Here is a 25308-nt window from a genome sequence, read left to right as displayed (position 1 = left end):
CCCGAAGGTGCCGCTGGATCTGAACAGTGACCTCGGCGAGGGTTTCGGCCCGTGGCCGATGGGTGACGACGCGGCGATGCTCGACATCGTCACCAGCGCCAACATCGCCTGCGGCTTTCACGCCGGCGATCCCTCGATCATGCGCCGGACCTGCGAGTTGGCCGTCGCGAAGGGGGTCCGGATCGGCGCCCACGTCGGCTACCGCGACCTGGCCGGTTTCGGCCGCCGGGAGATCACGATGAATCCGGCCGAGCTGCGCGACGAGGTGCTGTATCAGATCGGCAGCCTCGACGCGTTCGCCAAGGCCGCTGGTGCTCGGGTGTGCTACCTGAAACCGCATGGTGCGCTCTATCATTCGGCCGGCCGCGACCACGCCCTGGCCGAGGCGGTGCTGGCCGCACTCGCCGAATACGACGGCGAGCTGGCCTTGCTCGGCCCGGCCGGCTCCCAGTTGGAGAAGGCGGCGGTAGCGGCCGAAGTGCGTTTCGTCGGTGAAGGTTTCGCCGACCGCGCCTACACACCCGCTGGCACGTTGGCGCCCCGCGGCTTGCCCGGTGCGGTGCTCGACGCGGATGCGGCTGTCGCCCAGGCGATGTCGATCGCAGTCTCGGGCGCGGCGAAGATCGTCGACGGCTCCGGCACGGTGCCGGTGCAGGCCGCCAGCCTCTGCGTGCACGGCGATACCCCGGCGGCGGTCGAGATGGCCCGGCGTATCCGGGCCGCCTTCGACGAGGCCGGCGTGCCGGTCGCGCCGTTCGGCTGAGCGGATGAATCGCACGTCGGCAACCGACCCGGTGGCTGCGGATCCGCGGATCCGCGCGGCGGGTGATCGAGCGCTGCTGGTGCTGCTGTCGCATCGCACCGAGGTGGTCGAACTCGTCGAGGCACTGCGCCACCACCCGCTCGCGGGCGTGCAGGACGTGCTGCCCGCGGCGGAAACCGTGCTGGTGACGCTGCTTTCACCGGCGCACGCGGCAGCCGTGCGGCACGCGCTCGATTCGCTGCTGTCCGCACTGCAACAGCCTGGGCCAGGCCAGGATTCGAGGGATGTTTCCCGTGGAACACTGGCGCACAACAGTTCTCCCGACGAACCGCTCGTCGTGCCGGTGCGCTATGACGGCGCCGACCTCGCCGAGGTCGCACGGTTGCTGCGGCTGACCGAGGCGGAGGTCGTCGCGGCGCACACCGGCACGATCTGGCAGTGCGCGTTCATCGGATTCGCGCCGGGCTTCGGCTATTTGGCGTCCGACGACGCACGGTTGAGCGTGCCCCGCCGGGCGCGGGCTCGCACCACCATCCCCGCCGGTGCGGTCGCACTGGCCGGCGGCTACTCGGCGGTGTATCCGCGCAGCACGCCCGGCGGCTGGCAGCTGATCGGCACGACGGAGCTGCGGATGTGGGATCTGGACCGGGAGCCGCCCGCGCTGATCCGGGTGGGCGATCGCGTTCGTTTCGTCGACGTCGACGGCTGAGCGCACCGTCAGCGCGGCGAATCCAATTGCGCGTGCATCAGATACACGTTGTAGGTCTGCCAGGCCGAAATGGTGAAGTACAGGTCCCGGCCGGTCGACCACGGATGCAGGAAGCCGCCGTAGGACGTCGGGTAGTCGGCGGTGGACAGCAACGGCACCGCCTCGGTCCACTGTCCTTGCGGCTGGGCGGCATTGCGCAGCACGATCGCCCCGCGGGCGAGGTCGAGGTACACCATCTGCCACTGCTCGGTGCCCGGGTCGAACCGGACCGACACCTCGCCGGCCAGACCGGCGACCAGCGGGGTGGCCTGGTTCTCGGCCGCCGATTCCCAACTGCCGTTCACCCAGTACTGATAGGCCGAGGTGTTGAGCACGTCCCGCTTCGGCACCCGGGCCAATCCGATCACGCCGAGTCGTCCGTTGGGCGTGCCGAACATGTAGACGTGGTCGCCGTGCGGCACCATCGCCGCGACCTGGAAGCGTCCGGCGCCGAAGACGTTGTCCCACTTCGCGTGCGGATCCTTGGTCCAGGTGCGGCCGTGGTCGTCGGAGTAGGCCAGCCCGCCGTAGTTGTTGCGCCACAGGCCGGGAATCCGGCTCCACCGATTCACCGACATGTAGCTGAGGTACTGCCGCTCGCCCAGCGCGAAGCCGGAGGTCGGGATGGTCGTGGTTTCCCAGTTCTTGATCTTGCGGCTGCTCAGGATCTCGGCGGCGTGACACCTGCTGTCCTGCACCATGCGGTCCAGCGAGAGCCCGTCGGACAGGTCGCGATCGGTGCTGTAGCCGAGCACGTTGCTGCGCCAGTCCTGATCCTCACGGCCCGCGCCGCCGGTCACCCAGCCCTTGCCGAAGGTGTCGCCGAACGCCACGGCGACCTCGCCGGGTCTGGTCTCCCACAGCACGCCGAGGTCGGTGCCGTCCACCTGCCAGCGCACGTCGGTGCGATTCGGCGAGCCGTGCCCGGTGACCTGCCCGGCCAGCTCAACCGCGCGCACCTTGGGCGCGTCCACCGGGGGCGCGAGCGGGCCCGATTCCGCCGGATACGTCACCGGTGGTGGTGGCGCGGGTATCGGTTCCGGCGCCGGGCCCTCGGGTACCGGGACCGGAATCGGCTCGATCTCCGGCCTGATCACGATGCGCGGCAACGGGATCGGCGCACCCGATCCCGGTGGCGCCGGGGGTGCGACGGGCTCAGGCTCCGCTGCGATGTCACGGACGTCCGGGCAGGGCGTGTGGCACGGGTCCGGCGCGAGCGGCGGCGGATCGATCCGGACGTCGCGCTGTGGCGGACCGGGCACCGGTACCGGCACGAACCGCGGTATCGGGATCGGGATATCGATCTGCTCGGGCAGGGTGACGGGCGGTGGCGGAGGCAGTGCCGGATCGGGGTCGCGCAGGCGCGGATCGAATCCTGCTTCGCCGCAACTGTTCACCGGCGACGGCGCCCACGGCAGCGGCCCCGCCTGCGCGGGCACGGTCAGCACGCCGCTGAGCAACACACCGAACAGTGCCGGTACACAAGGGGTTTTGCGGCCGAGCCGGCGCATCGCGTCGGGCGCGAGCTAGTCGGAGATCTCGGTGAGCGGGTACAACATGGTGCCCCACCCACCGAATAGTAGGTGCTGCACCGCAGCGAAGATCATCGCCGGAAAAGCCATGTCGCGTTGACTCCCTCTCGAACTCGTTGACACACTGCCGAATCGGGGCGAAGCGAGATCAACGTACCGGACCGGCGCGCCGCAATGCCGGACCTCGTCATCGAAATTATTTGTGGCGAATTAACGGAACCGATGGCCGGTCGGCTGCGTCCAACCAAATATGGACGAGATCGAGTACGTCTTCGGTACCGGCGTCGGCCCCCCGCACGTCTGGACCAGCGCGGCAGATCTGTCATTGGCGAGTCCCGGTGACGCAGTACAACTCGACTTCGACGGCGACGGTCTGACCGACGATGCCCTGTGGGACAGCGCCGGTCTCGGTATCGCCGATGTGGCGGCCCTGGACCTGAACGACGACGGGGTGCTCGACCACTTCTATACCGATCCCACCGGCCTGGGCACCTGGAACCACCACGTCACCGGCACCACGGCCGACGCGGTCGACGAGCCGCTCAACTGGATCCACCGCACCGACGGGTTCGGGGCCGAAGGGCCGCAGGCACCGGACCCGAATGTCGCCCAGCAGGATTCGGCCGTCGTCCCCTGTGCCGTGGAGCCGCCCTTCGAGACGATGCGCCCGGCCACCTTTCATCCGCCCGCCATCCACACCGAGGTGAAACCGCCGGGTACCGCCCCGGACAACCTGCCGCATACCGATCACACGGACCTGCCCGACTATCTGACCCAGTGGACGAATCGCACCGGAGGTGATCCCGGCCGAGCACCCACCATTGCTTGAAACGTCAGGAATTCCGCGCTGTTTCGGTAATTTCCTGTTGAGCGGGTCAGCCGAACTTCGGCTCGGTCCGTCGCCGGGTATTCACCAAGATCGCGACAATACCCGCGCAATAGATTCCGGCGCCGGCCACAATCACCGGCAGTGAGCGTCCGTCATCCGGAATAACCGCGGCCGCCGCGGCGATTGCGACAATGAACGCGATATTGAATACGGTGTCCTGCAACGCGAACACCTGACCGCGCCGCGCATCGTCGATATCTATCTGCATCGTCGCGTCGCCGGCCAGTTTGATCGTCTGCCCGGCCAGGCCGAACAGGAACGCACCGACCAGCAGCAGCCGATGCGCATGCTGGGCCGCCGTCCCGGCCTCGGCGATGGCGATCGGCGTGACCAGCGTCAGCTGCACCACGGTCGCGCAGATCAGCCCCAGCACGACCGTGCGCGGCCGCCCGAGTCGCGGAATCAGCAGCGGCGCGACCACCGCGGCGGCCAGCATTCCCGCCGCCGTCGCGGCGATGGCCACGCCGAAACCGAGCAGGCCGTTGCTCAGACCCGAGCCCGCGGCGGGCGTCTGCCGCAGCACCAGCACCATGATCAAGGTGTTGGTGCCGAACACGATCCGATGCGTGCCGATGCCCAGCATCGCCGTCGTGACCTGCTTCGACTCCCACACCGCCGACGCGCCCGTGCGTAAGCCGGTGAGGATGGCGTGCACCGCACTGTCGTGCTTCGCCGCCACGCTGGGTTCCGGTCCGAGCACCCGCGGCGCGAACCCGGCCGCCAGCAGCGCGCTGAGCACCGATCCGATCCCGCTGATCGCCACCGCGACCGCCGACCCGAAATCGCCCGCCCCGATCAGCCCGATCACCGCGACCGAGGTGGCCGCGCCGAGCGCCGCGCACCCCGACGCCACCGTGGCGAGCACCGAATTCATCGGCACCAGCCATTCCTGCGCGAGCACCCGCGGCAACGCCGCCGACACGCCCGACTGCACGAACCGGCTGATCCCCACCACGGCCAAGGCCAGCAACAGCAGCGGCGTCTCCCCGATGCCGGCGAGCAGCCCCGCGCACACCACCCCGATCAACACCGCGCGCAGCACGTTCGCGACCAGCAGCACGGCTCGCCGATCCCAGCGATCGAGCAGCGCGCCCGCGTACGGTCCGATCAACGAATAAGGCAGCAGCAGCACCGTGAAACCGGCCGCGATGGCCAACGGGTCGGTCTGGCGTTCGGGATTGAACAGGATCGCGCCGGACAGCGCCGCCTGGAACATGCCCTCGCCGAACTGCCCGGCGAAGCGCACCACCGCCAGCCGCAGCACGCCCGGGCTCTCGCGCAGCGCGTCCCGCAGCGGGAGCGGCCGCTCGGGCGCGGGTGTGGAGCTCTCGGAGCGACCAGTGGGCACGCCGCGAGGTTAGTGGGTCGGGCCGTGCCGCGCCGAATCAGCGCGAAGGGCCTGGTCGCTGACCAGAGCGCTCACCGCGGCTCGCATGTCGTGCGCCATCGGCAGGTGCGCGAGCACCTCGGCGTCGATCCAGGCGAACGCGTCGTGCTCGCCGGGGGCCAGCGCCACCTCCCCCGGCTCGGTGGTGACCACGAAGCTGTACTTGCGCACCTTGGACTTCGTTCTGGTCGCGTAGTCGAAGCCGCCGAGGAAGTCGGTGATCACCCGGGCCCGCAGGCCGGTCTCCTCGAACAGTTCCCGGTGCACGCACTCGGCGAAGGTCTCGCCGGATTCCACACCGCCGCCGGGTAGTTCGTACATGCCGCCGTGGTAGTCGTCGGGTACCCGGCGCACCACCAGGAGTTTGCCGTCGCGGAACACCGCGACCCCGACGACGAAATGTGCGATGCCGTCGCGCCGGGCCTGCTCGCGGAGCCCGCGCTCGAGGTTCGTGAGCGTCTCGGGTCGCATCCCGTCGTCACCTCCGGTTTCGTTGCGGCACATCATGTTACGAATCCGGCCCGGAAACGGCAGGCCGCGGGGGTGCACCGGGCGCCGGTCGCGCGGACCGGTCGGTTCTGCTCGCCTGGCGTTCACCCGCTGGTCGCTCGCGTAAAATGCCGAGTGCAGGACAATTTACTAGGAATGTGGAGTACCGCCACGGAAGTGCTCCTACCCTGAAAGGTGATCGGTGCACGGGCCCGAGAGGAGGACCATGATGTCCACACTCACGACACCACACATCGACGTCCATCGAGCAGGCGACCGCATGAAGACGCGGGTTTCCTGGTTGGATTCGAAGCACTCCTTCTCGTTCGGGGAACACTACGATCCCGACAACACCCATCACGGCCTGCTGCTCGTCAACAACGAAGACGTGGTCTCGCCCGGTCAGGGTTTCGACACCCATCCGCATCGGGACATGGAGATCGTCACGTGGGTGCTCGGCGGCAGTCTGGTGCACCAGGATTCGCTCGGGCACAGCGGTGTGATCTATCCGGGTCTCGCGCAGCGGATGAGCGCGGGCACCGGCATCCTGCACTCGGAGAAGAACGACTCGTGGCGGCTCGACGGCGCCGAACACGACGAGCCGGTGCATTTCGTCCAGATGTGGGTCGTGCCGGACGAACCCGGCCTGACCCCGGGGTATCAGCAGCTCGAGATCGATGACGCGCTGGCCGGCGGCGGCCTGGTGACGGTGGCGGCGGGCCTGCCACGCTACCGGGACCGCACCGCGATCGCCATCAACAGCAGTCATGCGGCGCTGCACGTGGCGCGGATGTCCGGCGACCCCGAGCAGACGATCGACCTGCCCGACGCGCCGTATCTGCACGTGTTCGTCGCGCGCGGCGAGGTGGACATGGAGGGCGTCGGCACCCTGGACGAGGGCGACGCGGTCCGGCTGACCCGGACCGGTGGTCAGCGCGTGCGCGCCCGGCGGCCCTCGGAAATTCTGGTGTGGGAGATGCACGCCCGGTTGGGGGCGCAGTAGGCGCGTGGGCGTGCGCGGCGCGCGGGTCGACATCCGTCCGGCTGTGGTCGATATGCCCGACTTTATTAACATCCGCCCGTAGCGTGGGCGATCAGTAGGCGATCCCTGCGCACCCCGGAGAGGAAATCCATGTCGCAATACCCGCCTCCAGGCCAATATCCCCCACCTCCCGGATACCCGCCGCCGGGGCAGCAACCCGGGCAGTACTGGCAGGAATCGCCGAAGGGCAAGGGCCTCGCGATCACCGCGCTGGTCCTCGGCATCCTCGCGCTGCTCACCTGCTGGACCGTGATCGGCGGCTTCCTGTTCGGCGTCTTCGCCCTCATCTTCGGCATCATCGCGGCGGTCAAGGCCCGCTCGGGCCGCGCGGGTGGTTCGGGCATGGCCATCAGCGGCCTGGTGCTCGGCATCTTCGGCATGATCATCGCGGGCGTGCTCGCCGTCGTCGGCTACAGCTTCTTCGTCGACTCCGGCGGCAAGGACTTCATCGACTGCGTCAGCAAGGCGGGCAACGACCAGGCCAAGCTCGACCAGTGTGAGCGGGACTGGAACCAGAATCTCGAGGACCGGTTCAGCATCACGCTGACCCCGCCGCCCGCGCCCACACCGCGCTAGGCGCCGCTCGCGCACGCCCGGGTAGCGGCCAGCACCTCGCCCATCTCGCGGCGAAAGTCGTGCTCGGGCGGCGCGATCCAGTTGCGGTAGCCGGTGTGTTCGTCGGTGGGCGAGGGCAGCACGACGTGGCTGCCCGGCAGCGCGACGGACGCGCAGACCCGGAACAGGTCGGCGAACAGCGTGGTGTCGAGGTAGGAGTTGTCGGTCGGGCCGGTCAGGAAGGTCCAGCGCGACGAGCGCGGATGCGCGATGATCGGCCCCGGCCGCGCCTCGGCCGACGTCTCGGTGAGCCGCGTCCGTACCCGTTGACCGAGCGCGGCGGGCATGACCACCGCGCCGACCGCGCCGACCTCGAGCATGATGCGGCCCAGCGCCGGGTCGACGATTCCGTAGAGGCCGTGGTCCTTGCGGTAGCTGCGGCAGCGGGCGAGCGCATCCTGGATCGCGGTGTAGTCCGGGACGCCCGGATGACCGTCGGATTCGGTGCGGGACAAACTCATGACGAACCTGCCTCGATGCGGGTGGATCGTGTGAAGTGGGAGTGAATCGACCGCTGAGACCCGACCATAGTGCGGTGCGTCACTATTGACAATAGTCACACGCCGGTGCTGCGCCCGCGCGTACGATCGCCTGTCATGGCACCCGTCTCGCCTACCGTTGCCCGCTGGGAACTGGTGTTGCGACTGCGGGAGCTGCGCGAACTACGCGGGTTCGACTCGGCGGGTTTCGCCAAACGGGTCGGCTTCACCCCGGCCAATTGGTCGCATGTGGAAAAGGGCCGGCGGGTACTGACCACCAACACCATCGGCCCGGTGCTCGAACTGCTCGAGGTCGAGGCCGAGGAGCGGGCCGAACTGCTCGCCCTGCTCGACGCGAGCAAGCAGCGCGGGTGGTGGGCCAGGTCGTCCGCGCTGATCGGCCCCGAGCTGCAGCGGCTGTACGGCATGGAGTTCGGCGCGCAGAGCATCCGCAGCTACGACAGCCTGGTGGTGCCGGGCCTGTTGCAGACCGAGGACTACGCGCGCGCCCTGATCAGCGCCGACGTGATGATCCGTCCGGTGCAGGTGGAGCAGCTGGTCTCGATCCGGATGCGCCGACAGGAACGACTGCGCGGTGTCGAGCCGGTGGAGCTCACCGCCGTGATCGGCGAGGGCACCCTGCTGCAGCAGACCGGCGGGCCCGAGGTGTTGCGCGGGCAGCTGACCCATCTGGCCGAGCTGATCGATGAGCTCGACACCGTCGAGGTGCGGGTGATCCCGTTCGCCGCCACCGCGGGCGCGGTGCTCGGCGGGTCCAGTTTCCATCTGGTCGACTTCGCGGGCGAGCAGTTGCCGACCTTCGGCTGGGCCGAGAGCGCGGTGTTCGGCGGGGCGGTCGACGACCCGGATCTGGTGCGCGATCTCAGCTTCGCTTACGTTCGCGCACAAGAACAATCGCTGGACCGTGACGAGTCATCGACCCTGATCAGAGCCTATGCCGGCGTGTAAAATCCTGCCCATGGCCACCACCCCTACCCACCGGTCAGTTCCCACCGGCTGGTTCACTTCGACACGGTCCAACAACGGCAACCAATGTGTCGAGGTCCGTTTCGATGGTGCTGCGGTGCTCGTCCGGGACAGCAAATACCGTCGCGATCCGGCCAACCACCCCGCCGACGAGCCCGTCATCACCGTCACCGCCACCGAATGGACCGCATTCCTGGACGACCTGCGGGCGCGGCGGCGAACCGAGGGCACCCTGATCGCCGCCACCACCGCCGAGGGGCACACCACGTTGCGCCACGGCGACACCGTCCTCAGCTACACCCCCGCCGAGTGGGAGGCCTTCCTGCTCGGGGCGCACGACGGCGAGTTCGACCGCGTCGCGCAGACCGTCTGACCGCAGCCACCCGCACCCCCGGCCCACCGTGGCCGGGGGGCCGACTCTCACCTGCGCACCGCCCGTCCGTGGGCATACTGGATAGCGTGACTTCCGAGCTGACCAGTCCTTCCGGCATTGATCTGTCCTATCTCGACCAGGGCGTACGGGCGCAGGACGACCTGTTCGCGCATGTCAACGGCAAATGGCTGGACGACTACGAGATTCCTGCCGACCGCGCGGTGGACGGCGCCTTCCGCACCCTGTACGACCAGGCCGAGCGCGACGTGCAGGCGATCATCGAGCGGGCCTCCGCCGAAGCCGCGGCGCCGGGCACCGACGCACGCAAGATCGGCGATCTGTTCACCAGTTTCATGGACACCGAGACGGTCGCCGCCGCGGGGCTCGCCCCGATCTCCGCCGAACTCGCCGCCATCCACGAGGTCGCCGACCGTAGCGCGTTCGCGGCCCTGCTCGGCCGGTTGCAGCGCACCGGCGTCGGCGGCGCCGTCGGGTTCTACGTGGACACCGACGACAAGAACTCCACCCGCTACCTGGTGCAGCTCACCCAGTCCGGCCTCGGGCTGCCCGATGAGTCGTACTACCGCCAGGACGAACACGCCGAGATCCGCAGCGCCTACATCGCGCACATCGGCCGCATGTTCGCCCTCGCCGCGGCCGATCCCCGGATCGCCGAACTGCTGCCGCAGGATCTGGACACCGTGGGGCAGCGGGTGTTCGAACTCGAACGCAAGCTCGCCGCCGGGCACTGGGACGTGGTGCGCCGTCGCGACGCGGAGCGCAGCTACAACTTGACCACCTTCGCCGCACTCGTCGCCGATCACCCCGAGTTCGATTGGGCGGCATGGACTTCCGCGCTGGCGCAGCACGTGGCCGCGTCGGGGCCCGAGGCGTTCGCCGAAGTCGTAGTCCGGCAACCGGATTACCTGGACACCTTCGCGCAGGTGTGGGCGGCGGAGTCGCTCGCCGATTGGCAGGCCTGGGCGGCGTGGCGGCTGCTGCGTTCGCGCGCACCGTATCTCACCGACGACCTGGTCGCGGAGAACTTCGCGTTCTACGGACGCACGCTCACCGGCGCCGAGGAGATCCGCGAGCGATGGAAGCGCGGTGTCTCGCTGGTACAGGACCTGCTCGGCGAGGCCGTCGGCAAACTGTATGTGGCCGAGCACTTTCCGCCCGAGGCCAAGGCCAGGATGGTGGAATTGGTCGCCAACCTGCAGGAGGCCTATCGGCGCAATATCGCGCAGCTGGACTGGATGGGCGCCGACACCAGGGCGGCCGCGCTGGCCAAACTGGAGAAGTTCACCCCGAAGATCGGCTATCCGGACAAGTGGCGGGACTACTCCGATGTGCGGATCGACCCGGCCGACCTGGTCGGCAACTACCGCAACGGCTACGCCGCCGACCACGACCGCGACCTGAACAAGCTCGGCGGCCCGGTCGATCGCGACGAATGGTTCATGACGCCGCAGACCGTGAACGCCTACTACAACCCGGGCATGAACGAGATCGTCTTCCCTGCCGCGATCCTGCAGCCGCCGTTCTTCGACATGAACGCCGACGACGCCGCCAACTACGGCGGTATCGGCGCGGTGATCGGTCACGAGATCGGGCACGGTTTCGACGATCAGGGCGCCAAGTACGACGGCGACGGCAACATGGTCGACTGGTGGACCGACGACGACCGTGCCGAATTCGGTAAGCGGACAAAGGCTTTGATCGATCAGTACAACGTGCTCTCGCCCAAGGCCCTGTCCGACGAGCACACCGTGAACGGCGAATTCACCATCGGGGAGAACATCGGCGATCTCGGCGGCCTGTCCATCGCCCTGCAGGCCTACAAGATCTCCCTCGACGGCGCCGAGGCTCCGGTGATCGACGGCCTCACCGGCCTGCAGCGCGTCTTCTACGGGTGGGCCCAGGTGTGGCGCACCAAGGCCCGCACCGAAGAAGCCATCCGCCGCCTCACCATCGATCCGCACTCCCCGCCCGAATTCCGCTGCAACGCGGTGGTCCGCAACATCGACAGCTTCCACGAAGCCTTCGACGTAACCCCCGAAGACGCCCTCTATCTCGCCCCCGAGGCCCGCGTCCGCATCTGGTGATGCGGTGCACCGCCGCGGGTCCCGGCGACCCGCGGCGGGGTCAGCGCAGGCGGTCTTCGGTGTCGGCGTCGAAGAAGAAGACGTCGTCCAGTTTGGGGCGGAGCCGGAGTTGGTCGCCGAGTGCTACCTGGAAACGGCGGTCCACTCGGGCGACCACCTTGCCGGAGCGGCTGTTCCAGTCCTCGGCCACGCCGTGGCTGTAGACGAAGGATTCGGCGCCGAGTTCCTCGAGCAGTTCGGCGGCCACGGTGAGGCCGTCGGCGTCGGTGGTGACCTCCCATGATTCGGGGCGGATGCCGACGATCACCCGATCACCGGTTTTCGCGGTGCGCGGCAACGGGATACGCAGGTCGTCGAGTACCGCCGCCCCGTCTCGGACCGGCGCCTCCAGCAGGTTCATCCCCGGCGAGCCGATGAAACCCGCGACGAAGGTGTTCACCGGGTTGTCGTACAGCTCGCGGGGCGCAGCGATCTGCTGCAGCTTGCCGTCGAGCAGCACGGCGACCCGGTCGCCCATGGTCATCGCCTCCACCTGATCGTGGGTGACGTAGACGGTGGTGGTGCCGAGCCGCTTCTGCAACGCGGCGATCTGGGAGCGGGTGCTCACGCGCAGCTTCGCGTCCAGGTTGGACAGCGGCTCGTCCATGCAGAACACCTGCGGCCTGCGCACGATCGCGCGACCCATCGCGACCCGTTGCCGTTGTCCGCCGGACAGTTTCGCGGGTTTGCGGTCCAGCAGGTGTTCCAGCTCCAGCATCTTGGCCGCCTCCTGCACCCGGACCAGGGTGTCGGCCTTGTTCATGCCGGCGTTGCGCAACGCGAAGCCCATGTTCTGCGCGACCGTCATATTCGGGTACAGCGCGTAACTCTGGAACACCATGGCGACGTCGCGGGCGCGTGGCGGCAGCCCCGTGACGTCCTTGCCGCCGATCAGGATGCGCCCGTCCTCGACCGATTCCAGCCCGGCCAGCATGCGCAGGCTGGTCGACTTCCCGCAGCCCGAAGGGCCGACGAGGACAATGAATTCGCCGTCGGCGATGTCGATGTCCAGGCTGTCGACAGCGGGCGTCGGCGCACCGGGATACAGGTGCGTGACGCTCTCGAACTGCACGGTTGCCATCGTTGTCGGCCTTTCCTCGGATGAATCGAATTGCGCCCCAGGTCAGTGCGGCGGGCCGCCGGGTGCCCGCCGCCACGACGAACCAGGGGTTCTACTTGGGCAGCTTCGGCGTGATCTGCCGGTCGATGATGGCCTGCAGCTGGCTGGTGACGTTGCCGAAAACCGTTGCGGGGTCGGCGTTCTGCAGGCCGATCTGTTCCAGGCCGGTGCCGATGATCTGGTCGCCGCCGGGCACGAACACCCGCGCGTAGTCCTGCGACTTGGTCAGCGGCAGCTGGTCGATGGCGACCTTCGCGTTCGGGTTCTTCGCCAGGAAGTCCTGTTCGGTCGGGTCGGTGACGGCCGACTTGCGCACCGGCATGTACCCGGTCTGCTGCGAGAAGTACGCGGTGTTCGTCGGGTTGGTGATGAACTCGATGAACTTCAGCGCGTTGATCTTGCGCTGGTCCGAGATCCGCGCCGGAATCGCCAGGCCGGCACCGCCGGTGGTGACGCCGGGCCCGTTCGGGTGCGGCAGGAAGGCGGTACCGAACTGCAGTTTGCCTTCGGCGTTCTGCTTGATGCCCTTGAGGTCACCGGTGGACGCGATGGTCGAGGCGATGACACCGGTGCCGAAATCGACGGCGATCTGCGGTTTGATGCCCGCGTACTTCTTGGTGTGGATCATGTCGCGGAAGAACTGGCCCGCCGCGATGGTGCCGGGGTCGGTGAACTTCAGCGTCCACTGATCGGAGTACGCGCCGCCGAAGGTCCAGTTCGGGCCCTGGAAGGTCCAGGCCAGGTAGTTCTTCGCATCGCCCCAGCCGTGCGCGAGCTTGCCGTCGCCGACCACCGACTGGATCTTCGGGCCCCACTCGTCGAATTCCTGCCAGCTGTTCGGACCGCGGTCCGGCAGACCGGCTTTCGCCCAGACGTCCTTGTTGTAGTAGAACAGCGGCGTCGAGCGGGAGTACGGCAGCGCATAGTGCTTGCCGTTGAACAGATAGTCCGAGGCCAGCGAGTCGACGTAGTCGTCGAGCTGCACGCCCGCGGCACCGAAGTGCGCGTCGAGCGGTTCGATGGAACCGTTGAGCGCGTAGTTGAACCACCACACATCGGAGAGCACCACGACATCGGGCAGTTCACCACCGGAGAGCGCCGCGTTGAACTTCTGCGACACCTCCTCGTAGTTCTTGCCCGCGTCGATCAGGTTCACCTTCAGGTCCGGGAACTTCTCGGTGAACCGTTTGATCAGCTCGGTTTCCTGGTCTTTCGAGCTGCCGGGGTGGTTGGACCAGAAGTTGATCGTGTTGGAGTCGCCGGACTGCTCGGACCCACCGCCGGTGCCCGCGCACGCGGTGAGCACAGCACCCGCGGCGACCGTGCCGGCCAGCCCGAGGAATCCGCGCCGGGACAGCGCGGGGAACTGAGAAGTGGACACGTGGTTTCTCCTGTTTCTAACCCTTGACCGCACCCGAGGTGAGGCCTTTGATCATGTGACGTTGCAGCGCCAGGAACACCAGCAGGATGGGCAGCATCGTGAGCAGCGTGCCCGCCATCACCGGCCCCCAGTTGGTGACGCTCGGGTTCTCGGTGTTCTGCAGCAGCGTGAGGCCCACCGGCAGCGTCGCGACCTCGGGCCCGTCCGCCATCAGGAACGGCCAGAGGTACTCGTTCCACTCGTTGACGAGGGTGACCACCGCGAACGCGACCATGGTCGGCCCGGACATCGGCAGCACCACCCGGGTGAGCAGCCGCCACCAGTTGGCGCCGTCCATCCGGGCCGCCTCGATCACCTCCGAGGGCAGCGAGAGGAAGTGGTTGCGCATCAGGAAGGTGCCGAACGCGACGCCGCAGAGCGGAACGATGATGCCCACCAGGGTGTTTCGCCAGCCCAGCTGGGAAACCAGCGCGTAGTTGGAGATCACGGTGATCTGGTTCGGCACCATCAGCGCCGCGATGATCACCAGGAACACCACGTTCTTGCCCGGAAAGCGCAGGAACACCAGCCCGTACGCACTGAACACGCCGAGCACGAACTTCACCGCGGAGACGACGCCGGTGACGATCAGCGAGTTGCGCAGGAAGGTCCAGAAGGGCAGCGTCGTCGTGGCGTCGGAGTAGTTCTCCGGCCGCCAGCTGTGCGGCCAGTACACCGCGGGCTGCACGTAGATGTCGGGGCGTTCCTTGAACGAGGTGATGAAGATCCAGAACAGCGGTACCCCGACGATGATCAGCACGCACACCATGGCCGCATAGCCGAGCACCATGATGCCGCGCTGCCGCCTGCGATACGAGCGGGTCTCTACCCCAGCGGTTTTCACTGTTCGTTCCGATCCATGACGCGAACCTGGATCAGCGTGACGATCAGCAGCACCAGGAACATGATGGTGGCGACAGTCGCGCCGTAGCCCGCTCGGAAGTTGCGGAAGGACTCCTCGTAGACCTGGAAGACCATGGTCGTCGTCCCGGTGCCGAGCGGTCCGCCGCGGGTCATCACGTTGATGATGTCGAAGACCTGCAGCGAATTCAGCAGCACGGTGATCGACAGGAAGAAGGTGGTCGGACGCAGCTGCGGCAGCAACACCTTGGTGAAGGTGGTCCAGCGGCTCGCGCCGTCCATCTCCGCGGCCTCCATCAGCTCGGCCCGCACCCCTTGCAGCGCGGCCAGATAGATGACGAAGCTGTAGCCGAGGTTCTTCCAGATGTAGGTCACGGTGATCATGAACATCGCCCAGTGCGGGTTCTGGTAGAAGTCCGGCACCTTGTCCACGCCGATCCGGTGCAGCACGTCCTGGACCAGGCCGAAGCTCGGATCGAAGATGAACTGGAAGGCCACGCCGATCGCGGCGCCGGAGATCACGAACGGCGCGAAGATGGCCGAGCGGACCACGTTGCGCCCGAACAGCTTCCGGTCCAGCAGCAGGGCCAGCGCCAGGCCGAGCACCATGCTGCCGACCACCGCGGCCAGGGTGAACACCACGGTGTTGGTGACGATGTCCCAGGAGTCCGTGCGGCCCCACCACTCGCGGTAGTTCGCCACACCGATGAATGTGGCCACCGGATCGGAGATGTTCCAGTCGTAGAACGAGAGCCGGATGTTGTCGATCAACGGCCGATAGACGAACAGCGTCAGCAGCGCCAGATTCGGGACGACGAGCACGAGGAACAGCGCGTAGTCCTGCCAGGGGCGGCCGCGCCAGCCACGTCCACGCGGTTGGGGTAGAACTCGCTCCGGCCGCATTCGCACGTCGCGCACTCTACGGAAAGGAGCAAACAGCCGGTTAACGCTGCCCCCCGACCTGTTGAACATCTCGAGCACGCGCTCAGTGAATCAAACGACCAACAGAATGATCACCGATTTCCCCAAATGCACATAAAGTGCACGCTCGCCGGGCCGCAAACGCAAACGAGGCGAGTCACCGGTTGCTTCAGCGCAACCTCGTGACTCGCCTCGTGCGAGAAGTGGCAGTAGCTACGGGTTCCAGTCGCCCAGGCCGTCGCTGGAGCTCAGCACCCCGCCCTGGGTGTTCTCCACGACCACCGGGTCGCCGCGCCGCGAGTTCTCCATGAACCACTTGGCGTTCTCGGTGCTCACGTTGAGGCAGCCGTGGCTGGTGTTGGACTTGCCCTGCTGGCCGACCGACCACGGGGCCGCGTGCACGAAGATGCCGCTGTTGGAGATGCGGGTCGCGTACTCGACCTCGAGCTTGTAGCCCTCGGGGTCGGTGGTCGGCACACCGTACGTGGACGAGTCCATGATCATCTTGGGCAGCTGCTCGCCGACGATATAGATGCCGTTGGGGGTCTCGTGCTTGGGCTTGCCCATCGAGGTCGGCATCGTCTTCACCACCTCACCGTTGCGGGTGATGGTGATGGTGTGGGTGTTGTCGTCGGCCGTGCTGACGAACGCGTCGCCGATCTTGAAGGCGCTGCGCGTGCCGCCCGCCTCCACCTGCACGTCGATGTTGTCCGGCCAGTAGTCGTTCGGCCGCCAGCGCACCTGCTTGTCGCCGCGCCAGTAGAAGTGGCCCGGCGCCGACTTCGACGAGGTGATCTTGATGAACTTCTCGGCGAGCGCGTGGTCGGGCACCGGCTCCTTGAAGTTGATGATGATCGGCTGCGCCACCCCGACGACCTCGCCGTCGGCGATGTTGATCGACGGCGGCGCGAAGTTCGGCTGCTGCGGCGCCGGCTCGTTCGCCGACCCGGCGGACCCGGAACCGAACCCGGGGAAGGGCTCGGCGCCCGCGGGGGCGACCAGGAGGACACCGGCCGCCGCGATCGTCGCGGACAGCAGAGCGCCCGCGCGCAACCGGCGGGACAGCTGAGCTCCCCGGCGGTGCGCGACTGGCGACCCGGTGTGCGAAGCGACATGCATAGGTTTCTCGTCCATTCCATCTCTCGCGCGCACGTATAGACGCGCGCGTGAACAAAGATCTCATTCGCCCGGGAGCCAGCAGAGCACTCCACGGGTATTGACGGCCCGACCCTGCCGTCCTTCCTACCGTCCCGGGGTGACCTGAAGCCAGTTGTCTTTCATAATGATTCGAGCAGACCGCCCGGTGTGGTAGCCGTCACGTAGCCGGTCCGCCTTCAGGTGGTTGAGTGAAAGTTACCGGTCACGTCGGCGAGTCCGCTGCGCCGCGGACCGCCGCTGGTAGGCCGCCGCGCCGACACGATCAAACATCTTCGTGACATAAATCACTCACGATGTCGAACAGAATCGGTCGATGCGGACCGGTTGCTATGTTGTGCGGCACCGAAATCGGCGTACGCCCGTTCGCATACCGTTGCGGCAGGCGCAACCGCACGTCGCCGATAATGGTGGCCAACGCAATTCGCAGCTCATAGTCGGCCAGCGCCGCACCGACGCACCGCCGATGCCCGCCACCGAACGGCGCGAATTCGTAGGGCCGATACCGGCGTTCGAGGAACCGCTCCGGGCGGAACAGTTCGGGTGCGGACCACACCGCAGGATCCGAATGCAGCAACGGCACCGCGATCCCCATCGTGTCGCCCGTCGCCAGGGCGATCCCGCACAGCGTGCCCGGCGCGGTCAGCCTGCGCACCACGATCGGCACCGCGGGGTGCAGCCGCAATGTCTCCTGGCACACCGCGTCCAGATAGGGCAGCCGCGCCAGCTCGGCCGGATCGGCCGCCCGCCCGATGACCCGTAGTTCCGCGCGTAATCGTTCCAGCGTCGGCGGCGCGCGATGCAGGTGATACAGCGCCCAGACGAGAGTCGTCGCGGTGGTCTCGTGCCCCGCGACGAGCAGGGTGCGCAGTTCGTCGCACAGCTCCGCGTCGGAGATCGCGGTGCCGTCGTCGTACCGGGTGCTCAGCAGCAGGCCGAGCAGATCGGTCGTGCGGCGGTGCGGATCGGCTCGCCTGCGGGCGATGTCGTCGCGGATCAACCCGTCCAGCCGGGCCCGCGCCCGCACGAACCGGTCCCACGGCCCGAGGCCGAAAGCCTTGCGCCGCAACACCGGCAGCAGCATCAACGGCCCGGAGAACGCGTCGAGGAACGCACCGATCGCGCCGACGTATTCGGCGCGGTGCCGTGCGGTGTGCACGCCGAACACGGCGGTGAGAATCACCTGTACCGTGATCGAACGCGCGGCCGCTCGCGCATCGATGCGTGCACCGGGAACCCAGGCCGGGCCTGTGTCGCCGGACAGCTCCGCGCGGGTGGCGTCCCTGATGAGCGCACCGTATTCGCGGATTCGGGTGCTGTGGAACGCGGGCGTGAGCAGCGCCCGATCCCGACGATGTCGCGCACCCGCGGCCAGGATCAGCGACGCCGAGCCGACCAGCGGCTCGATCGGATTGGGCCGCGGCGGTTCGACGGAGTCGACGGGCGCCCGGAACAATTCGCGCGCGCCCGCAGCGGTGCCCGTGAACAACGCCGACCCCATACCGGGAAACTCGCAATAGATAGGGTCGCCGTCGCGCGCCCGCCGCCAGCGGAAGTACCGGTCGAAATCCAGGCCCGCCCGCAGTGCGTGCCACAGCAACGGCCGCGGTCGCGGTAGCCGCGCAACCGGTATCGGCGGCGCGTCCGGGCCGGGACCAGCGGCGTCCTCTTCCATACTCATAGCAACGAACCGGCCGCGGCTGAGGTTCGACCTGACCTCGAGGTCGCGCAGCGTGGCTCAGTCGCTCTCGTCGACCGCCACCGCGGGCTTGGCCTTGCGCACCGTGGCCCGCGCCGTCGCCGCCAACCGGGCCAGCCTGGCATCGCCGAGCGCCGTCACCGCGTTGCCGAGCCGGTTGGTGACGAACGCGATGGACATGCCCAGCTCCGGATCGGCGTACGCGCCGGACCCGCCGACTCCGTAGTGGCCGAACGCTTTTCGCGGCTGCTGCTTGGACATCAGCACCGGCCGGTGATAGCCGAGGGTGAAGCGCAGCGGCAGGCCGAGCACGTAATCCCGGCTCTCCGCGGGCTGCACCTGGTTGATCGTCTCGATCGTCTCCGGTCGCAGGAAACGCACCGTCCGGCTGCCGCCGCCGGGCTGCGGGAGTTCCACCGTGCCGTGGTTGGCGAGCGCGCCGTACATCCTGGCCAGCGCGCGCGCCGAGAAGACGCCGTTCCAGCCGGGCATCACCGCGTCGTGCACCCGCGGGTCGCGGACCAGTTCGTCGAAGCTCTCCGGCATGCCCGCCTCGGCGAGTCCGCGGATCGGCCGCACCCAGGACAGCACCGACGACGCGGTGTTCCAGCGGATCCCGGGCGGGCTCAGGTGCGGAAAGATCTTGGCGATCCGGTACCGCTCGGCTTCGGGCACCCGGAACCAGAACTCGTCCAGCTCGAGCGGTTCGGCGATCTCGCGGCGCACCACCTCGGTGAACGGATCACCGGTCACCCGCTGCACGATCTCGGCGACCAGCCAGCCGAAGGTGATCGCGTGATAGCCGGAGGTGCGAATGCGGCGTGGGTCGGCCGGGCTCTCGGCCAGCGCCGTGACGACGGCCGCGTAGTCGAGAATGCCCTCGCGGCCGGGCACCAGGCCGCGCACCCGATGCAGCCCGGCCCGGTGCGACAGCACATCGCGCACCGTGATGTCGGCCTTGCCGTGCGCGCCGAACTCGGGCCAGTAGGTGGCCACGGGCGCGTCGTAGTCGAGCAGGCCGCGCTCGGCGAGCCGGTGCACGACGGTGGAGGCGACGCCCTTGCCGGTGGAGAAGGTCAGCGCGACGGTCTCGCCGTTCCAGCGCCGGTCCTTGGCGGCCCAGCCGCCCCAGATGTCGACCACCGGCCTGCCGTCGAGGTAGACGGCCAGCGCGCCGCCGCCGCGGCTGGGTTGTTCGAACATGCCGAAGAATTGGTCCGCGAGCCGGATGAAGCGCGGGTCGACCAGCATCTCCCGGGGCGCGAGGAGTTCGCCGCGCTCGGCGCGACCGTCGAAGCCGCCTGCCGCCATTGCCGAAACCATGAGGTCACCTCCTGACCACCGATCGTCGGACCGTCCCTCAGGGTAACCGCTCGTCGGCGGTCTGCCACCGGCCCAGCGGGGTGCTGAGGCAGGTGTCGCCGGTGCTCGAATTCCAGGCGAAGGCGCCGCCGCCCAGGCAGATCACGCGGGTCTCGGCGGTCCGCGCGCTCGCGCGCGACCCTTCGAAGGCGACCGACACCGCGAGCACCGGAGGCCAGGCGGCGATCGAAACATCCTCGCGATCAATGGAACTGAGCGCGATGGCATCCTGTCCGACGCCGATCGCCAGCGGTATGCCGCCCGAGCCCTCGCCCGCGCCGACCCCGCCCGCGATACCGATCCCGAGTGCGCGGGCGCCCCCCGTGGCATTCGCGTAACCGATACCGTCGATGCCGAGCGATTTGGCCTCACCCAGCAGATCGGTGGCCGCCCGGCAGGCGGTCCTGCCGTCGATCACGGTGATATCGGTCCCGTGCGCCGAAGTGCATTGCACGTCGGTAGCTGAGGCGGTGCCGGAAAAAGACAGCGAGACCCCCGCCGCGGCAGTCGCGCATACGATCGCGCTGATCAGCTTCACGGACAAACTCCTCTCGCACCGAAAACACCACTGTACTCAGATCGGTTGCTAGGAGCCTGATTCCGCAGTCGGGTCGACGTGTGCGCGGTCCATGGTGTATGCATGGCGTGTATTTCAAGCACTGCTTTGCGCACTTCGAATTCTTTCCGGGGGTCCGAGTTCGAAGCACTACAGCTCGGGAGGACTGTACGTGTCTGGTCAACTGACCTGGGGTCGTGTCGCGTTTGCGACGTTGGTCGGTGTTGCCGCCCTCGCGCTGGTGGGCTGTAGCTCCACCATCAGCGGTCACGCGCAGCCCGCGGTGAACAACGGCACCATCGATGCCGTCTCGGTCACGCCGCGGCCTTCGTCCGGCAAGCCCGCGCCCACCAGCACGAACAAGGGTGGCAACACCGACTTCGAGGCGAACATCGGCGACTGCGTCACGCTCGGCGGCACCACCAGCAACGCCACCATCGCGAAGGCCTCGTGCGGCAGCCGGGCGGCCAACTACAAGGTGATCGGCAAGGCGCCCAAGAGCACCGCCTGCGTCGGCGACGCGGACAACTACTACGCCGAAACCCTCAACGGCATCGAACAGGGCGCGTACTGTCTGGATATCGACTGGGTGGTCGGCGGCTGCATGGATGTCGGCGGCGACGACCCCAAGCGGATCGACTGCACCGGCGCCACGCCGCAGAAGGGCGTCAAGGTGGTCAACCGGGTCGAGGGCGCCAGCGATGTCAGCGCCTGCGACAGCGGTTCCGGCTATGTCTACGAGGAACGGCATTTCGTGGTCTGCGTCCAGGAACTCTGACACCACCGGAATACCGCCGCTGTTCGATCCTGCGCATTATGTTGGGTCGGTGAGCACGACTGATCTTCCGCGGCTGAAATCGTCCACCGGGCGCTGGATTCTGCTCGGCACGATCCTCGGTTCGTCGGTGGCCTCGCTCGACGCCACCGTCGTGAACATCGCGCTGCCCCGGATCGGTGAATCACTCGACACCGACGTCGCGGGCCTGCAGTGGACACTGAACGGTTACACGCTGACCTTGGCGTCGTTCATCCTGCTCGGCGGCTCGCTGGGCGACCGGCTCGGCCGGCGCAAGGTATTCGTCTGGGGCACCATCGGGTTCGCGCTCGCCTCGGTGCTGTGCGGTGCCGCGATGAACATCGAGATGCTGGTGTTCGCGCGGATTCTGCAGGGTGTGGCCGGTGCGATGCTGACGCCGGGCAGTCTCGCCCTGATCTCCTCGTCGATCGACCGGCGTGATCAGGGCGCGGCGATCGGTTTGTGGTCGGGGTTCGGCGGCGTCTCCGGCGCGCTCGGCCCGTTCCTCGGCGGTTGGCTGATCGAGGTGGCGGGCTGGCGCTCGATCTTCTTCATCAATGTGCCGCTCGCGGTGGTGGTCGTGCTCGTCGCGCTGAAACATGTGCCGGAGAGCCGTGATCCGAACGCCGGCACCCGGTTGGACGTGCCGGGCGCCTTCGTGGTCGCGCTCGCCCTCGGTGCGCTGACCTTCGGACTGATCGACACTATGCCCCTGCTCGTCGTCGGCGGGCTGCTGCTGCTCGCGGCGTTCGTGGTGATCGAGTTGCGCAGCGACCATCCGCTGGTGCCGCCGGTGCTGTTCGCCTCGCGCGTCTTCACCGCGGCCAACCTGGTCACGCTCGCGGTGTACGCCGCGCTCGGCGGCGTGTTCTTCCTGCTGGTGCTGGAACTGCAACTGGTGGCCGGGTATTCACCGCTGATGTCGGGTGTCGCGACCGTGCCCGTCACGCTGGTCATGCTGCTGTTGTCCGCGCGTGCGGGCCGGTGGGCCCAGGTGCACGGCCCGCGCCTGCCGATGACGGTCGGTCCGTTGCTCGCCGCGGGTGGGCTGGTACTGCTCCTCCGAATCGGCCCGGACACCACGTATTTCATTGATGTGCTGCCCGGCGTGCTCGTCTTCGGGCTCGGGCTCACCGCGCTGGTCGCCCCGCTGACCGGCGCCGTGCTCGGCGCGGTGCCGTCGAGCGAGGCGGGGATCGCCTCCGGGGTGAACAACGCCGTCGCGCGCACCGCGCAACTGCTCGCCGTCGCCGCGCTGCCCGGCCTGGCCGGAATCTCCGGTGCGCTGGGCGATCCCGTCGCGTTCGACCACGGTTTCGCCAAGGCCATGTGGATCTGTGTCGGCCTGCTGATCGCGGGCGCGGTGCTCGCCGGTGTGCTGCTGCGCGCGCCGCGGCGCCCGCCGACCCTGGACAACGTGGACTGCCTGCCGCAGTGCGCCGCGGCCACCGGACCCGCTCTCGCGCCGAGCGAGCGAGCGCCGCAGTCGGGCGACCGAGCGCCGCAATGAGAGCGTCACATCTTTCGGATGTGCACGGCTGGGTAGAGCGCCACGCAGGTGATCGCCGCGGTGTATATCGCGAGAAAAATCAGAAAGGGTGTGGAGACATGCCGGTCGATATCGTGTCGCACGATATTGATCATCGCGATGATCGGCGGGATACACATTGCCGAAGCGGCGAGACCGTAGTTTCGGATCGTGCGGTTCGCCCGGCCTCTGAGTTCCGGATCGGTCAATACTCGATCGGAGACCTCTTCGCGAAAAGGGGTGTCGCGCAGGCCTTGTCCACGATGGCCCTGGATCGCGGAACGTGCGACCATGAAAAGCACTGCGCTGTAACCGATAATAATCACGTATGGAAGCATGCCGCCCCTGTTTCCTGCCGATCACGCTACGGCGTCCCGTGCCCTCGATGCTGATCTCGATCGATCGTATCCACACCGTGCCGGGCCGGCGGCTCGTTACCGCTCGCCGACCCGGACGGTCGCTGGTCAGCCCTTCGGGAAGCGGATGAGCACCGCCGCCACCACCGCGATCAGCCGGTCCTTGTTCTTGATGAACTTCCAGACCACGCCGCCGAATTCGCCTACCAGGCAACCGATGATGGCGTTCCTGGCGTAGTTGGTCCCCTGTCCGCCGTTGGCGATGTCGTCGAGCACGGAGGTCGCCACGCTTCCCAGCGCGCCTCTGGCGCACCAGGCGGCTGCTGCCACCAGCAGCCCTGCCGCAGGCAGTCCCGCATTTCGCCGGAGTTCGGCATTGGCACTGGTGTGGGCCTGCCGGATGTCGGCGATGCCGTCCGGGCCGAGTCGCTCTTCGGCGTATTGCTGTGCCGCCGCGGAGGGGCCGAGACGTCGCGTGGGTATCTCGAATCGGTCCGCCTGCAGTCGGCTCTGGACGACCTGGCCGGTCGGGGTCGCGGTCGCGACCGCGACGGAGCCGCCGGTGATCGTGATCGTGGTGGCCAGCACCAGAATGCCGGCGGTAACGCTGCGTCGTATATTCATTTTTTCCCTGATCTTCGTTCGACGTATCTGGCTCAGGGGTCAGCACAGCAAAGTAGAGCTATTGCGAAATGGCATTCGCAATCGGATTGGTTTCTGTGTCCCCCGATGGATGTGCGGTGCCGGCACCTGCTGAAGTTAACGGATGGCTCGGCGCGCGGTAAAGGTCGCCGACCCGAAGTGGCAGTGCGACATGGCAGTACAGCCGACGATGGCAGTACAACAAAAACGGCGGCGCACCACTGTCGCAGTGGTGCGCCGCCGCGCCGTTCGCCGAAATCTCAGATCGGCCGGAATCCCGCTCCGATGCCGCCGCGAGCGTTGACGTCGTCGGTGATCGTGGACATGTTGGTGCCGACCTCGGGGCCGAAGCACGCGACGGCGAGGTAGGCGTTGACCATGCCGACCAGCGTGGAGCCGACGACGACCGGCGCGCCGGAATCGCCCTCCACGACACACATCTGACTCCAGGTCTCGGTGTTCGACCCGAACACGTCGCCCCAGCTGATGCCGCAGGTGTTGCCGGTGGTCCGGCCTTCCTTGCAGACGATCGTCGGGAACTGGGCGGGTCCGCCGAGCCCGGTGATGGTGACGTTGCCGATCCGATTCACCGGGATCATCTTGTCCTCGTTGAATTCCAGGACGGCGTAGTCCAGGTCGTGGTTGGAGTAGACGAACCGGCCGATCACGCCGGCGCCGCGGTCGGCCTCGGCGTACACCTCGTATCCGGGTTCGCCGCAGTGCCCGGCGGTGAAGCCGACGAGGCGCCCCGCGCCGTCGCGGCCGACCGTGGTGACGGTGCACTCGAACAACTGGTCGCTGAGGGCTCCCGGCGTGTCGGAGATGATGATGCCGGAGCCGCCGCCCACGACCGGTGGGCCGGGATCGGCCTGCGCGGCCCCCGCGCCCGTCCCCAGCAGCGCCGCACCCAGGGCTACGGCGAAGGCGGCGTTGGCCACCTTGGCGAGTTTGCTGAACATGTCCCTCCAGACGTCGGAAGCCCGCACGATATCAATCTGTCGCACCCATCGTGTCAGTATTTCTGTCCGGGCGCGTCATCTACAGCAGGGTGTCCAGGATGCTCCGAGGTCCACCCTATTTCAGGCAAATCCTCCCTTTTGTCTCTTATCGCCGTCGATAGCGACACGCTATGGAAAATCCTTTTGTTCGGTTCCTGTTTGTACTCCGGTAGTAGTGCGGTCCGTTTCGTACGGTTCCGGAATCGATAGGGATTTTGCCTGAATATTGTCCGAATAAATTGCCCGGATGGTCCGTTCCGAGCCGTCGTTTCTCAGCTTGACCTGTCACTTGTGCCAACGTCGATGCCCGCCTGTTTGGGCTATGCCCCAATGTCGATGTCCCACGTCATAGCGTTACGCGCACTGTGGCCGAGGTCTATGACTGCAATCACAAGAGGGTGGTGTGTTCTGGCTTACTACGTAGTAAGGTGCGTCAAGCAAACAAG

25 protein-coding genes are annotated in these 25308 nt (G+C 67.6%); 10 read left to right on the top strand and 15 right to left on the bottom strand.

Annotation, left to right across the window (positions count from 1 at the left end; genetic code table 11):
• The first annotated feature begins 7 nt into the window (after nt 1-7).
• A complete protein-coding gene (locus tag O3I_RS42160) occupies nt 8-763 on the top strand; it encodes a LamB/YcsF family protein (RefSeq protein ID WP_014989203.1) in 756 nt (251 codons plus the stop codon).
• 4 nt (nt 764-767) lie between these two features.
• Entirely contained in the window at nt 768-1472 is a 705-nt protein-coding gene (locus O3I_RS42155; RefSeq protein WP_014989202.1) for a 5-oxoprolinase subunit B family protein, read from the top strand.
• Nucleotides 1473-1480: 8 nt separating this feature from the next.
• Here O3I_RS42155 and O3I_RS42150 read toward each other — a convergent pair whose 3' ends face one another.
• On the bottom strand, nt 1481-3022 hold the full coding sequence (locus tag O3I_RS42150; protein WP_014989201.1) for a DUF4185 domain-containing protein: 1542 nt from the start codon (nt 3020-3022) through the stop codon (nt 1481-1483).
• A 271-nt stretch (nt 3023-3293) separates the two neighbouring features.
• Between O3I_RS42150 and O3I_RS43295 the strand changes: the two genes are divergently transcribed.
• On the top strand, nt 3294-3872 hold the full coding sequence (locus O3I_RS43295) for a hypothetical protein (RefSeq protein WP_014989200.1): 579 nt from the start codon (nt 3294-3296) through the stop codon (nt 3870-3872).
• Nucleotides 3873-3918: 46 nt separating this feature from the next.
• Here O3I_RS43295 and O3I_RS42140 read toward each other — a convergent pair whose 3' ends face one another.
• Nucleotides 3919-5226, bottom strand: coding sequence for an MFS transporter (locus O3I_RS42140; protein WP_041565015.1), 1308 nt, complete (start codon nt 5224-5226; stop codon nt 3919-3921).
• Nucleotides 5227-5289: 63 nt separating this feature from the next.
• Nucleotides 5290-5790: an NUDIX domain-containing protein gene (locus O3I_RS42135; RefSeq protein WP_041565014.1), complete on the bottom strand. Its 501-nt coding sequence runs from the start codon at nt 5788-5790 to the stop codon at nt 5290-5292.
• 247 nt (nt 5791-6037) lie between these two features.
• Between O3I_RS42135 and O3I_RS42130 the strand changes: the two genes are divergently transcribed.
• Nucleotides 6038-6811: a pirin family protein gene (locus tag O3I_RS42130; protein WP_014989197.1), complete on the top strand. Its 774-nt coding sequence runs from the start codon at nt 6038-6040 to the stop codon at nt 6809-6811.
• Between the two features lie 129 nt (nt 6812-6940).
• Nucleotides 6941-7426: a DUF4190 domain-containing protein gene (locus tag O3I_RS42125; RefSeq protein WP_014989196.1), complete on the top strand. Its 486-nt coding sequence runs from the start codon at nt 6941-6943 to the stop codon at nt 7424-7426.
• On the opposite strand, the gene O3I_RS42120 is transcribed toward O3I_RS42125, so the two are convergent.
• Nucleotides 7423-7926, bottom strand: a complete 504-nt coding sequence (locus O3I_RS42120; RefSeq protein ID WP_014989195.1) for a hypothetical protein — start codon at nt 7924-7926, stop codon at nt 7423-7425. The genes O3I_RS42125 and O3I_RS42120 overlap by 4 nt on opposite strands.
• A 135-nt stretch (nt 7927-8061) precedes the next feature.
• On the opposite strand from O3I_RS42120, the gene O3I_RS42115 reads away from it, so the two are divergent.
• The 3 genes from O3I_RS42115 (at nt 8062) to O3I_RS42105 (ending at nt 11409) form a co-directional block, all read left to right on the top strand.
• Nucleotides 8062-8913 (top strand): DUF5753 domain-containing protein, encoded by an 852-nt coding sequence (locus O3I_RS42115; protein ID WP_014989194.1) that lies wholly within the window; start codon nt 8062-8064, stop codon nt 8911-8913.
• A 10-nt stretch (nt 8914-8923) separates the two neighbouring features.
• The gene (locus tag O3I_RS42110) at nt 8924-9304 is read left to right on the top strand and encodes a DUF397 domain-containing protein (protein WP_014989193.1); all 381 of its coding nucleotides are present in this window, start codon (nt 8924-8926) and stop codon (nt 9302-9304) included.
• An 86-nt stretch (nt 9305-9390) separates the two neighbouring features.
• On the top strand, nt 9391-11409 hold the full coding sequence (locus O3I_RS42105) for a M13 family metallopeptidase (protein ID WP_014989192.1): 2019 nt from the start codon (nt 9391-9393) through the stop codon (nt 11407-11409).
• Between the two features lie 40 nt (nt 11410-11449).
• Here O3I_RS42105 and O3I_RS42100 read toward each other — a convergent pair whose 3' ends face one another.
• From O3I_RS42100 to O3I_RS42065, 8 genes are all read right to left on the bottom strand, one after another.
• The gene (locus O3I_RS42100) at nt 11450-12529 is read right to left on the bottom strand and encodes an ABC transporter ATP-binding protein (RefSeq protein WP_014989191.1); all 1080 of its coding nucleotides are present in this window, start codon (nt 12527-12529) and stop codon (nt 11450-11452) included.
• Between the two features lie 91 nt (nt 12530-12620).
• Complete coding sequence (locus tag O3I_RS42095) at nt 12621-13949, bottom strand: ABC transporter substrate-binding protein (protein ID WP_014989190.1); 1329 nt, start codon at nt 13947-13949, stop codon at nt 12621-12623.
• Between the two features lie 16 nt (nt 13950-13965).
• Nucleotides 13966-14778, bottom strand: a complete 813-nt coding sequence (locus O3I_RS42090) for a carbohydrate ABC transporter permease (protein ID WP_014989189.1) — start codon at nt 14776-14778, stop codon at nt 13966-13968.
• A gap of 50 nt (nt 14779-14828) precedes the next feature.
• Nucleotides 14829-15758, bottom strand: coding sequence for a carbohydrate ABC transporter permease (locus O3I_RS42085; protein ID WP_193364890.1), 930 nt, complete (start codon nt 15756-15758; stop codon nt 14829-14831).
• Between the two features lie 225 nt (nt 15759-15983).
• A complete protein-coding gene (locus O3I_RS42080; RefSeq protein ID WP_063632420.1) occupies nt 15984-16889 on the bottom strand; it encodes a L,D-transpeptidase in 906 nt (301 codons plus the stop codon).
• A gap of 301 nt (nt 16890-17190) precedes the next feature.
• Nucleotides 17191-18606, bottom strand: coding sequence for a cytochrome P450 (locus tag O3I_RS42075; protein ID WP_014989186.1), 1416 nt, complete (start codon nt 18604-18606; stop codon nt 17191-17193).
• Nucleotides 18607-18663: 57 nt separating this feature from the next.
• The gene (locus tag O3I_RS42070; protein ID WP_014989185.1) at nt 18664-19935 is read right to left on the bottom strand and encodes a serine hydrolase domain-containing protein; all 1272 of its coding nucleotides are present in this window, start codon (nt 19933-19935) and stop codon (nt 18664-18666) included.
• Between the two features lie 49 nt (nt 19936-19984).
• The gene (locus O3I_RS42065) at nt 19985-20524 is read right to left on the bottom strand and encodes a DUF6764 family protein (RefSeq protein WP_014989184.1); all 540 of its coding nucleotides are present in this window, start codon (nt 20522-20524) and stop codon (nt 19985-19987) included.
• Between the two features lie 190 nt (nt 20525-20714).
• Between O3I_RS42065 and lppU the strand changes: the two genes are divergently transcribed.
• Complete coding sequence (gene lppU / locus O3I_RS42060) at nt 20715-21320, top strand: LppU family putative lipoprotein (RefSeq protein WP_014989183.1); 606 nt, start codon at nt 20715-20717, stop codon at nt 21318-21320.
• 49 nt (nt 21321-21369) lie between these two features.
• Nucleotides 21370-22848, top strand: a complete 1479-nt coding sequence (locus O3I_RS42055) for an MFS transporter (RefSeq protein ID WP_014989182.1) — start codon at nt 21370-21372, stop codon at nt 22846-22848.
• 5 nt (nt 22849-22853) lie between these two features.
• Here the strand turns inward: O3I_RS42055 and O3I_RS42050 are convergent, their stop codons facing one another.
• The 3 genes from O3I_RS42050 to O3I_RS42040 form a co-directional block, all read right to left on the bottom strand.
• The gene (locus tag O3I_RS42050) at nt 22854-23192 is read right to left on the bottom strand and encodes a hypothetical protein (RefSeq protein ID WP_141691832.1); all 339 of its coding nucleotides are present in this window, start codon (nt 23190-23192) and stop codon (nt 22854-22856) included.
• A 138-nt stretch (nt 23193-23330) separates the two neighbouring features.
• On the bottom strand, nt 23331-23846 hold the full coding sequence (locus O3I_RS42045; protein ID WP_014989180.1) for a hypothetical protein: 516 nt from the start codon (nt 23844-23846) through the stop codon (nt 23331-23333).
• Nucleotides 23847-24124: 278 nt separating this feature from the next.
• Nucleotides 24125-24823, bottom strand: coding sequence for a hypothetical protein (locus tag O3I_RS42040; protein ID WP_014989179.1), 699 nt, complete (start codon nt 24821-24823; stop codon nt 24125-24127).
• Between the last annotated feature and the right edge of the window lie 485 nt (nt 24824-25308).

It is taken from the genome of Nocardia brasiliensis ATCC 700358 (assembly GCF_000250675.2).
Classification (GTDB): Bacteria; Actinomycetota; Actinomycetes; order Mycobacteriales; family Mycobacteriaceae; genus Nocardia; species Nocardia brasiliensis_B.
This window is presented reverse-complemented; position numbering and strand designations above follow the sequence as displayed.

Coding starts and splice junctions, on each gene's coding strand:
- O3I_RS42155 (WP_014989202.1), top strand. CDS start 768: ATGAATCGCACGTCGGCAACCGACCCGGTGGCTGCGGATCCGCGGATC.
- O3I_RS42150 (WP_014989201.1), bottom strand. CDS start 3,022: ATGCGCCGGCTCGGCCGCAAAACCCCTTGTGTACCGGCACTGTTCGGT.
- O3I_RS43295 (WP_014989200.1), top strand. CDS start 3,294: ATGGACGAGATCGAGTACGTCTTCGGTACCGGCGTCGGCCCCCCGCAC.
- O3I_RS42135 (WP_041565014.1), bottom strand. CDS start 5,790: ATGCGACCCGAGACGCTCACGAACCTCGAGCGCGGGCTCCGCGAGCAG.
- O3I_RS42130 (WP_014989197.1), top strand. CDS start 6,038: ATGTCCACACTCACGACACCACACATCGACGTCCATCGAGCAGGCGAC.
- O3I_RS42125 (WP_014989196.1), top strand. CDS start 6,941: ATGTCGCAATACCCGCCTCCAGGCCAATATCCCCCACCTCCCGGATAC.
- O3I_RS42120 (WP_014989195.1), bottom strand. CDS start 7,926: ATGAGTTTGTCCCGCACCGAATCCGACGGTCATCCGGGCGTCCCGGAC.
- O3I_RS42115 (WP_014989194.1), top strand. CDS start 8,062: ATGGCACCCGTCTCGCCTACCGTTGCCCGCTGGGAACTGGTGTTGCGA.
- O3I_RS42110 (WP_014989193.1), top strand. CDS start 8,924: ATGGCCACCACCCCTACCCACCGGTCAGTTCCCACCGGCTGGTTCACT.
- O3I_RS42100 (WP_014989191.1), bottom strand. CDS start 12,529: ATGGCAACCGTGCAGTTCGAGAGCGTCACGCACCTGTATCCCGGTGCG.
- O3I_RS42090 (WP_014989189.1), bottom strand. CDS start 14,778: ATGGTGCTCGGCTATGCGGCCATGGTGTGCGTGCTGATCATCGTCGGG.
- O3I_RS42080 (WP_063632420.1), bottom strand. CDS start 16,889: ATGCATGTCGCTTCGCACACCGGGTCGCCAGTCGCGCACCGCCGGGGA.
- O3I_RS42075 (WP_014989186.1), bottom strand. CDS start 18,606: ATGAGTATGGAAGAGGACGCCGCTGGTCCCGGCCCGGACGCGCCGCCG.
- O3I_RS42070 (WP_014989185.1), bottom strand. CDS start 19,935: ATGGCGGCAGGCGGCTTCGACGGTCGCGCCGAGCGCGGCGAACTCCTC.
- O3I_RS42045 (WP_014989180.1), bottom strand. CDS start 23,846: ATGAATATACGACGCAGCGTTACCGCCGGCATTCTGGTGCTGGCCACC.
- O3I_RS42040 (WP_014989179.1), bottom strand. CDS start 24,823: ATGTTCAGCAAACTCGCCAAGGTGGCCAACGCCGCCTTCGCCGTAGCC.